Origin of the sequence: Undibacterium sp. 5I2 (assembly GCF_035019605.1) — a bacterium.
Lineage (GTDB): Bacteria > Pseudomonadota > Gammaproteobacteria > Burkholderiales > Burkholderiaceae_D > Undibacterium.
Genome location: NZ_JASJVS010000032.1, coordinates 38,895 through 48,638 on the forward strand (window position 1 = coordinate 38,895; position 9,744 = coordinate 48,638).

The window sequence follows — 9,744 nt, forward strand, 5'->3', positions numbered from 1 at the left end:
GCCGCAGCGCTTAATTATGGTAATTGCAAGTTTCTAAATTTAAATAAATACTTTTCGATATCGCGAAAATTTTCTACGACTATCTGTTGCGCCTCAGGAAGCATTTCCTGCTTTCTAGGGTCAATATTGAATGCACGCAGCATATATTCGACTAATGGCGCGCGAGTTTTGACTTCAAGGTAGCCGTCTTGCATATCAAAGTCGCGGGCGATCAGTTCTTGCTGGGCCAAGTCCAATCGACTGTCTGGTTTAATCCGCAAGCTTACGGCGGTATTCCAAAGTTGATCTTCGGCGGCCGTCTGTTTGCTATCACCAAAAATTTCGGGAACGCCACGAAACCTGCTCAACACAAAGTCTCGATAGTCACCATGCTTCTCGCAATAGGCCCGAACATGCCAACGTAACGGGGTGCAAACGAGAGTATGTGGCACGATGATGCGATCTTCTTCAATTGCCGTGCCTAGGGATATGTAGCGTAAGTCAACACGTCTATGCTCTCTTGACGCCTGCACTAATGCGCGCAAAATGATCGGATCGATGCTGCGCATGGGAACGTGAAGCATTTCTGTATGCGCAAATCCCAGATCCAATCCTTCGAAAGTATGGGCAATGTCCTTAGTTCGGCTCAGTACATGCAAGTATTCATCGGCGGTGCCGGTGGTGAGTTTGGGTACAAACTGTGGCGTAGGGACGTATCCCTTCAGATATTTATCATATTGCAAATTCCCAGGCGCAATGTCGTTCAGGTAGGCATTGATATCTTTGCTGGCTTGCTGTCGCCCTATGCCAAAGCTATTGCATAGGTGCTTAGTCGTCAGACGGCCTTCCCATTTGGCAATAATTTCTATCAGGCGATAACGCGTCAGTAAATCCCATCTTAGCGGCCAATTCATAGTTTCTTCCGAGATATGCTTGAATAATCGACATGTATATCCAGTCAGTATAGATATGTTATCAATATAAGCATACTATTGCCTTAAATAAATTTCAAATAGTTAATTTTCAGATCTATTCGAATTCGAACTTGGCAGCCCTGAAGGAAATACCGCAGTGGAAGATCTCTCGCCCTCAGATTTAAAAGCAATTCTGCATTCAAAGCGCGCCAATCTGTATTACTTGGAACATTGCCGAGTCATGCAAAAAGACGGCCGCGTCCTTTATCTGCAAGAAGCGAAGAACGAAAATCACTATTGGAATATTCCGATAGCCAATACCACGGTACTCATGCTGGGCAGTGGCACATCGATCACCCATGCCGCCGTCAGAATGCTGGCACGGGCAGGCGTACTGGTTGGTTTTTGTGGTGGCGGCGGTACGCCACTCTATATGGGCAATGAAATTGAGTGGATGACACCGCAAGGGGAATATCGGCCTACCCAGTATTTGCAAGCTTGGTGTGCGTTTTGGTTCGACGACCAACAGCGTCTGATCGCAGCAAAACAGTTACAGCAAGCGCGGATTCGTTATTTAAGTCAGGTCTGGCAAAAAGACAAAGACCTCAAAGCAGAAGGTTTTGACGTCAACGATGTCGAGATTCAAAAAGCTTTGAGCCAATGCAGCCAACGAATAGAGCAAGCAAAAAGCTCGTCTGAGCTATTGCTGAATGAAGCGCAGCTCACAAAAATGCTCTACAAATACGCCGCAAATCATACCAAACAGAGCGGCTTTACCCGGCAACATGAAGAAACGGATAAGGCCAATGCCTTTTTAAACCATGGCAATTACCTCGCTTACGGCTTAGCCGCCTGTACTTTGTGGGTGCTGGGAATACCACATGGCTTTGCGCTCATGCATGGAAAAATGCGCCGTGGTGCCTTGGTGTTTGATGTCGCCGATTTAATTAAAGATGCCATTATCTTGCCGTGGGCATTTGTCTGCGCCAAAGAAAACGCCAGCGAACAAGAGTTCCGCCAGCAATGCCTGCAAGCCTTTACCAATCATAAGGCGCTCGATTTCATGTTTAATCAAATTAAAGAGATCGCACTAAGGGGCGAGCCGGAACAAGACAGCCATGGCCCGGTTGACGCGGTGCGCAGCGATGCGAATGATGATCATGATGACATTAACGCTGCAATGGATGAGGAAAACCCCGAGGGCAGTTCCATATGATGGTCACCTTCGTTTCTCAATGCCAAAAGAATGCCCTGAAAAAAACCCGTCGGGTATTGGATGCATTCGCAGATCGTATTGGCGACAACACGTGGCAAACCGTGATTACGGAAGATGGCTTGGCGGTAGTGAAGAAAATGCTGCGCCAGACGGCCAGTAAAAACACGGCGGTAGCTTGCCATTGGATACGTAGCCGTGCACGTAGCGAGTTTATTTGGGCCGTGGGGAATAAGGGGCAGTTTAATGATATGGGGGTTGTGCCGGTGAATAGTACAAAAAAAGAATTGAAAACAATAGAAAGTAATTGGAAATATTTACCCCTCATTAAAGTGTGCGCTGCACTGGCTGCGTTGTTACACGATTGGGGTAAAGCATCGCTTTGTTTTCAAAATAAGCTCGCAGCGAGTAAATCCTTGGCCGACCCGTTGCGCCATGAGTGGATTTCTTGCTTATTGCTAAACGCTTTTATTGATGGGGCGGAAACGGATGAACAGTGGTTGCATCGTTTAAGTGAAGGGAAAATTGACGAGACAGCTCTGAAACAAACACTTGCTAAAAATAGCATGCAAGCACCGTTATCAAAGTTGCCTCCACTGGCCAGTCTAGTGGCTTGGTTGATTGTTTCGCATCATCGGCTGCCAACGTTACCGCGAGAAGAAAGCGATGCATGGCGCGGCGAAGCATGTGAATCTATCAATCAAGCCATCAAGCGAATAAAACGTGTCTGGGGATATGAAAACCAACACAGCGAAATTCAAGTTGCCGATTGCTTGATATTCCCTCAGGGACTGTTAACCGACTCCGATCTTTGGTTAAAGCAAGTTAAAAAATGGGCGACTAAGGCGATTGGTGAAAAAGAATTGTTAGATCAATCCTTAGTGAATGGTGTGTGGCGAGTTGTTCTGCATCACGCACGTTTGTCTTTGATGTTAGGGGATCATTGGTATTCATCTCAGCCTGCAGCTCACTTATGCAACAGTAACTTAACAATTTATGCGAATACCGACAGTAAAAGCAAGCAGCTGAAACAAAAATTGGACGAACATTTGTGCGGAGTAGCGAAACAAGCTTTGCATACCGCGCACTACTTACCGGCTTTCGAACGCGATTTGCCGTTTGCGCGGGCAACAAAAAATCTAAAACAAAAAAGCCCAAAGGAATTCAACTGGCAAGACAAAATAGTAACGCAGATAGCGCACTGGCGTGCGGCTGAGTTAAGCAATAAACAGGATGACCATTTCGGGTTTTTTACCGTGAATATGGCAAGTACAGGCTGTGGAAAAACCTTTGCAAATGCAAAAATTATGCGTGCGCTATCACCTGATGCAGACGAACTACGTTACGTATTGGCACTAGGACTGCGCACCTTAACCTTGCAAACTGGGGACGAATATCGCGAACGGATAGGTCTCGATGAGACAGATTTAGCGGTATTAATCGGTTCGAGAGCAGTAATGGATTTGCACAAAGCAAATCACGGGAGATTGGAAGAAAAAATCACCGCCGAAGAATTCGGCTCGGAATCTGCCGAGAATTTGTTAGATGGCGAGATAAGTTATGACTGCGACGTTCCAGAAGAAGGCCTGGCGACAGTATTAACCACAAAGAAAGATCGTCAATTTTTGTATGCGCCTGTACTCGCTTGCACTATTGATCACATGATGGCGGCAACCGAAACTACGCGCGGAGGGAAATATATTTTGCCGTGTTTGCGTTTGATGTCGTCTGATTTAGTCATCGATGAAATTGATGATTTCGATGGCTGTGACCTCATCGCGATTGCTCGCTTAGTACACCTCGCTGGTATGCTAGGGCGTAAGGTGATGATTTCATCCGCTACTATTCCGCCGGATTTGGCTCAGGGGTATTTTCATGCATATCAACAGGGGTGGCGCTTATTCTCTAGTAGCCGCGAAACGCCTGCGAAATTAGGCTGCGCTTGGGTTGATGAATTTGGTGCGCGAGTGGACACTGTCGCCACAGCCGCACCTGAGCAAGGTGCCGCCAGCTTCTATGCTTTTCATCAGGAATTCATTCTGAAGCGAGTAAAAAATCTGTCACAACAAATTGTCAAACGTAAAGCACACATTACGCCAATTATGCTCTGCACGGAAGCAGAAATGCAGAGTTCGCAAGACGTGTTTTTTCAGACTGTGCAGGATGAAATTATTCACAAGCACAGACAACATCATCAACTTGATCCGAATACACTAAAAAAAGTATCGTTTGGTGTTGTACGTGTCGCAAATATTCCACCTTGCGTCGCGCTGACTGAATTTTTGATGAATGCGCATTGGCCCGTTGATATTGAGGTCAGAGTCATGGCCTACCATAGTCAGCAAGTATTATTGATGCGTAGCATACAAGAAAAGCATCTGGATGAAGTGTTGAAGCGGCATATACCGTTAAAAGTTTTTGAACATTCCCTTATCAAACAACAGCTTTTTAAAGCGACGACGAAAAACGTCATATATATTTTGGTTGCTACGCCGGTTGAAGAAGTTGGCCGCGACCATGATTTTGACTGGGCGGTGGTGGAGCCATCTTCATTTCGCTCCATCATACAGTTAGCGGGACGAGTATTACGCCATCGTAAAATAGAGCCGACTGAGCCCAATATCGCCCTGCTGCAGTACAACCTCAAAGGTTTTAAACAGAGCGGCACAAAAGTCAAACAAGCTAAGGCAGTGTTTTGTCGTCCTGGCTACGAGAGTGATTCTTTGATTTTGTATAGTCACAGGCTCAATGATCTGATCGATGAGCAATCAATAGCGGAACGTATTAACGCTGTCCCGCGCATTTCACGGCCAACTGATTTGGATGCCCATCATCGTTTGGCCGACTTAGAGCATCAGGCCATCGCCAACGCGCTGACACAATTTAAGGCAAAAGGCCCAGAATCGCTTGAAGGCTGGCTTAGCCAATCATGGTGGCTAACTGCATTGCCGCAGCGATTCAATCGCTTTCGAGCCAGCCGCCCAAGCAAAATTTTATATTTAATGCCAGAAGACGGAAGTGATCCGGCATGCAAATTCATCTTCATGGAAAAAGATCAAAAGGGAAAACTGGCAAAGGTTGAGGAAATGCAGCGTATTAGTCATAACGCACATACGGTGGCTGAAGACAGAGTGTGGTTAATGCGTGATTATCGAAATATTTTACAACATACGGCAGATATATTTGGTATCAGCGTAGAAAGTGCTGCTTCGCGATTTGGTGAAATTTCTGTGCCAGTAAACGAAGATGGGAGTCAGAAATTTACTTATTCGGCGCAATTCGGTTTGACAGAAATTAAATAGGAGAACGTATTTTGGACATCGCAATCGTGGATTTTTTTAGTGACAGAAAAGCCAAAAGCCTTAAGAAAAATAGTAGTGCAGGTATGAGTGAACTTGAAATTTTAGATGTACATGCAAAGACGGAAAGTGAATTTCATTTACATAATTGGTTGCCAGATGCGGCAAGAAGGGCAGGGCAAATTTCTTTATCTTCTCATCCATGCACGTTTAGTCACCCTAGTGGGCGAAAAAATAAAAACGGCAAAACGTCCACAATCATCGCTGACGCCATAGCTAGGCCGGATGGATTGGTGAGGAGTGGTAACGTGCATGCCGAGCTAGATGCGTTAGGTAATGCCGCTGCATTGGATGTATATAAATTTCTGACACTTACATTATCAGATGGGCGGCAGCTCATTTCTCATATTGAGCAAAACACTGATCAAGCAAAATCATTGTTGGCAGTGCCGACTGCGAACTATGAAGCATTGCGAACTGGTTTTTTGGCGATGAAAGAACGTGAAACCGTTTCCGTTACTAGCTCAAAGATAAAGCAGGTCTATTTCCCTGTTGTTTCGAATTATCATCAACTGTCAATTTTGACTCCTTCCGGTCTGATGTATGAACTACGCAAGCGCATTGACGAAATACGTTTTGGCGATACGACCAAGCTGGCAAAAGATCTAAGAAAAAAAAATGAACTGAGCGTTACTGGATTTAACGATATTCATAATTTGGGAATGATTGGCTATGGTGGAACAAAACCACAAAATATCAGCGTCCTGAATAATCAATATGCAGGTAAAGCCTATTTACTGCCAAGCCTCCCTCCGGTTCTGCAAGCCGAGTCTGTGCGTTTGCCAACAAACGACTTTTTCACTAACTGTTTATGGCCGAATCAATTCAAAGTAAATCTTGAATTGCTGCATAAATGGTTGATAGACAGTCGCAACAATATCCAAGTACGTACACGCCGTGACGAGCTTTTTTTAGATTTATTTAACGACATCGTAGAAAAGATATGGCAAATACGCGGTACTGAAGCGGGCTGGTCATTAAAAGAACGCTTTGATTCTCTGCCGAAATTGCAAAAAATTATGCTCGACCAGTACTGGATTATCGAGCGTACCGAGAATGAGCAGTACGTCGACAACTTTCTAAAAGACATAGCACGGTGGATGATTCTAGCCTACAAAAAAGTACTAGGTAAGCAAGCCTTGGCATTGAACGATGATGAACTGAGCCATGTGCTTCAATTGATTTGTGAGCAAAAGGAGGCATTGTTATGAGTATTAAACGCATTTTATTGTTGCCGCATGGACGCATTCAAAATGCCAATGCTTTGTCCAGCCCGTACACCATCGGTTTTCCTGCCATGACTGCGTGGTTAGGTGCGGTCCATGCCTTGCAGAGAAAATTGGTTTCGGCAGGATTTTCTGATCTGGTTTTCAAACGCGTTGGTGTAGTTTGTCACAGCATTGATCTGCAAATCTATAAAGGACGCGGTGACTATATTTATTCCATTATTGGTACAGCAAATCCACTCGACAAAGATGGTAATCGCTCCGCATTCATTGAAGAAGCACGCTGTCATTTAGACGTGTCTTTGCTCATTGAGGTGGAAGGGATAGATAAAGATGATGAAGATGCCATGATGCCTTTATTGATGAATATTTTATGCGGAAAAATGAAAATTGCCGGTGGCGACGTGATGTCGTTTTCTCAGGCTGAATTCATTAAAGTTGATCAAACGAGTTTGCAAGAATTCAGAAAATTAACAAGAAAAATGATGCCTGGTTATGCCTTGGTCGAACGTCGAGAATTAATGGTCGAGGCTATGCAACAAGGGCAAGATGCCTTAGATGCATTGCTCGATTATTTATCCGTTAAACACCGTAGTGAAACGGATAGCGAAGGAAATATCACGTGGACGAGCAAACGAAAAACGTCGGGCTGGTTAGTGCCAATCGCTACTGGATTTCATGGCATCGGCCCCCTTTCAGCACCTGGGGAAACGCTGAATCAACGCGATCCCGAATTCTCCCATCAATTTGCCGAAGCTGTTGTCACTCTCGGTGAATTCGTTATGCCGTATCGACTTAATTCGTTGGATGATTTGATGTGGTACGAGCATTACGACGAATCTAATAATCTGTATCTGTGTCAGCAAAAATCAGCTACTACCAGCACTATTTCCGTTTAACCCAAGGAGCATTAATATGGCAACAGCATCAAGAAAAATCGGCAAAGTATCTGTATTAGCATTTGAAAAAAAATTAGTGCCGTCGGACGGCTACATGCATGGCACGACTTGGGATAAACGTAGTGGTCACGCAACGCCATTGGCACTGATAGAAAAATCAGTACGCGGTACGATATCTAACAGATTAAGTAAGGCATTGCAGGATGATCCGGCGAAACTCGACGCGAAAGTAGAAAGTCCTAATTTGCAAACAGTTGACGTCTGCGCGCTAGGTCAAGACCAAGATACGCTGAAGTTGAGCTTTACGCTGAAAATATTGAGCGGTGTAGAGCATCCGTCCGCCTGTAATAATGCAGAGTTTAAGCAAAGTTACACGAAGGTCGCCAGAGCCTATGCTGAAAAATACAATTTTACTGAATTGGCAACGCGCTATGCGAGCAATATCGCGAACGCCCGGTTCTTATGGCGTAATCGTGTCGGTGCCGAAAATCTTGAAGTCAGTGTTAAGGTGCTCAGCGGGGGGAGCAATTTAACTTGGATATTTAATGCAGCAAAAATACCACTGCGTAGTTTCGAGGCAAACGACCTGAACATTCGAGAATTAGCAAAGCATATTTCTCACGCCTTAACCGGACAAGCTGAATTCTTAACACTGGAAATTACTGCCTATGCACAGGTGGGTAAATCGCAGGAAGTGTACCCGAGTGAAGAATTGGTGTTGGATAAAGGGAATAGTAAATCTAAAAAAAGTAAAATTCTTTATGCTGTTAATGGCAACGCTGCGATGCACTCACAAAAAATTGGCAATGCGCTACGTACTATCGACACCTGGTATCCAAAATATGAAGAGTTTGAAACTGGTCCGATCGCGATTGAAGCCTACGGTGCGGTGACTAATTTAGGGGTCGCTTATAGAAAACCTAGCGATAAGGCAGATTTTTACACTTTGTTCGATAAATACGCGCGTGGTGATGCGTTGGCAAACGAAGCCGAGGAACACTATGTGATGGCGGTGTTGGTGCGTGGTGGGGTTTTCGGTGAAAGTGATAAGGAATAGTCATGAAGTTCTACATTGATATCACTTTATTGCCAGATGTTGAGGTTGGCTTACACTTTCTCTGGCAAAGATTGTATCAACAAATACATCTTGCCTTGGTGGACGTGCAAGGTGCAACTGGTACAGCGCCGCTGGCAGTGTCGTTTCCTGAGTACGATGTAGAGATGCATCAGTTAGGTAAAAAATTAAGACTGCTGGCTGATGATGAAAAATATTTGGATAAGTTGGATATTCAAAAATGGCTCGCTCGACTCACTGATTATCTGCACGTGACCAAGGTGCGTGAAGTGCCTGGAAATATCACGACGTTTGCGCGTTTTAAGCGCTTGCAAGCAAAGTCTAACGTGGAGCGACTGGCCAGACGGAAGGCTCGTCGTGAAGGGATTAGTGAAACGGAGGCGCTTAACAAGCTGGCTGGTTTCAAAGAAGAGAAACTGCGTGCGCCGTTTATTAATCTTCAAAGCCTAAGTAGCGGGAGAAATTTCCGTTTGTTTGTTGCCAAAGAAGAGGTAGGGCAGGCTGTGGCTGGTGATTTTGGACTTTATGGTCTAAGTTCCATTGCGACAGTGCCTATGTTTTAAGTGTATTGCGTACTGCTGGAAAAATTGGTGGACTGTTTGAAACATTGATGATAGCCGTTCGTCATCACTTTTATTAGCTGCCAATTCCAGCAGTAAGTTAGCGCAAAAACTCGTCATGGAAGTTAAGCTTGTCAGTGCCGATTGAATACTGATACACCTCGCCACCGATTACTACCTGTACCTTACCAGTACAAAAATCTTTCTAAGCTACCTGTGCGGCAGTGAACGCGGCTGGGCTGTCTGAATACCCAAATAAATATTTCTAAGCTGCCTGTGCGGCAGTGAACACGTAATGGGATATGAAAAATGGGTAGAGACGTTTCTAAGCTGCCTGTGCGGCAGTGAACAAAAGCGCGGCAATAGTCAGACTTGCTTGTGTTTTCTAAGCTGCCTGTGCGGCAGTGAACTATCACAGAAATTGAGCGCGAAGACAAGGGCATTTCTAAGCTGCCTGTGCGGCAGTGAACGGGTGACGCATGAGCCAAGGAACCAAGAATAATTTCTAAGCTGCCTGTG

The 9,744-nt window shown here is 45.0% G+C and carries 7 protein-coding genes and 1 CRISPR repeat array; of the genes, 6 read left to right on the plus strand and 1 reads right to left on the minus strand.

Features of this window, described 5'->3' with window-relative positions:
• Nucleotides 1-14: 14 nt before the first annotated feature.
• Nucleotides 15-893, minus strand: coding sequence for a helix-turn-helix transcriptional regulator (locus QN359_RS12405; RefSeq protein WP_322248546.1), 879 nt, complete (start codon nt 891-893; stop codon nt 15-17).
• 157 nt (nt 894-1,050) lie between these two features.
• Between QN359_RS12405 and cas1f the strand changes: the two genes are divergently transcribed.
• Genes cas1f through cas6f form a run of 6 tightly spaced genes read left to right on the plus strand, consistent with a single transcriptional unit; the run spans nt 1,051 to nt 9,228 of the window.
• Nucleotides 1,051-2,109 carry a type I-F CRISPR-associated endonuclease Cas1f gene (cas1f, locus tag QN359_RS12410; RefSeq protein WP_322248545.1) on the plus strand — a complete coding sequence of 353 codons (1,059 nt, stop codon included), beginning with the start codon at nt 1,051-1,053 and terminating at the stop codon, nt 2,107-2,109.
• Nucleotides 2,106-5,408, plus strand: a complete 3,303-nt coding sequence (cas3f, locus tag QN359_RS12415; protein ID WP_322248544.1) for a type I-F CRISPR-associated helicase Cas3f — start codon at nt 2,106-2,108, stop codon at nt 5,406-5,408. Before cas1f ends, cas3f begins: the two co-directional genes overlap by 4 nt.
• Nucleotides 5,409-5,419: 11 nt before the next feature.
• On the plus strand, nt 5,420-6,676 hold the full coding sequence (csy1, locus tag QN359_RS12420; RefSeq protein WP_322248543.1) for a type I-F CRISPR-associated protein Csy1: 1,257 nt from the start codon (nt 5,420-5,422) through the stop codon (nt 6,674-6,676).
• The gene (csy2, locus tag QN359_RS12425; protein WP_322248541.1) at nt 6,673-7,590 is read left to right on the plus strand and encodes a type I-F CRISPR-associated protein Csy2; all 918 of its coding nucleotides are present in this window, start codon (nt 6,673-6,675) and stop codon (nt 7,588-7,590) included. The genes csy1 and csy2 overlap by 4 nt, the downstream gene beginning before the upstream one ends.
• Before the next feature lie 16 nt (nt 7,591-7,606).
• Entirely contained in the window at nt 7,607-8,647 is a 1,041-nt protein-coding gene (csy3, locus tag QN359_RS12430) for a type I-F CRISPR-associated protein Csy3 (RefSeq protein ID WP_322248540.1), read from the plus strand.
• A gap of 2 nt (nt 8,648-8,649) precedes the next feature.
• Nucleotides 8,650-9,228 (plus strand): type I-F CRISPR-associated endoribonuclease Cas6/Csy4, encoded by a 579-nt coding sequence (cas6f, locus tag QN359_RS12435; protein WP_322248538.1) that lies wholly within the window; start codon nt 8,650-8,652, stop codon nt 9,226-9,228.
• 199 nt (nt 9,229-9,427) lie between these two features.
• A CRISPR array of direct repeats spans nt 9,428-9,695; the repeat unit is 28 nt; unit sequence TTTCTAAGCTGCCTGTGCGGCAGTGAAC.
• The last annotated feature ends 49 nt before the right edge of the window (nt 9,696-9,744 follow it).

What these genes read in the sequence shown, in the direction of transcription:
- cas6f (WP_322248538.1), top strand. Translation starts at nt 8,650, where the DNA reads ATGAAGTTCTACATTGATATCACTTTATTGCCAGATGTTGAGGTTGGC.
- cas3f (WP_322248544.1), top strand. Translation starts at nt 2,106, where the DNA reads ATGATGGTCACCTTCGTTTCTCAATGCCAAAAGAATGCCCTGAAAAAA.
- QN359_RS12405 (WP_322248546.1), bottom strand. Translation starts at nt 893, where the DNA reads ATGAATTGGCCGCTAAGATGGGATTTACTGACGCGTTATCGCCTGATA.
- csy3 (WP_322248540.1), top strand. Translation starts at nt 7,607, where the DNA reads ATGGCAACAGCATCAAGAAAAATCGGCAAAGTATCTGTATTAGCATTT.
- csy2 (WP_322248541.1), top strand. Translation starts at nt 6,673, where the DNA reads ATGAGTATTAAACGCATTTTATTGTTGCCGCATGGACGCATTCAAAAT.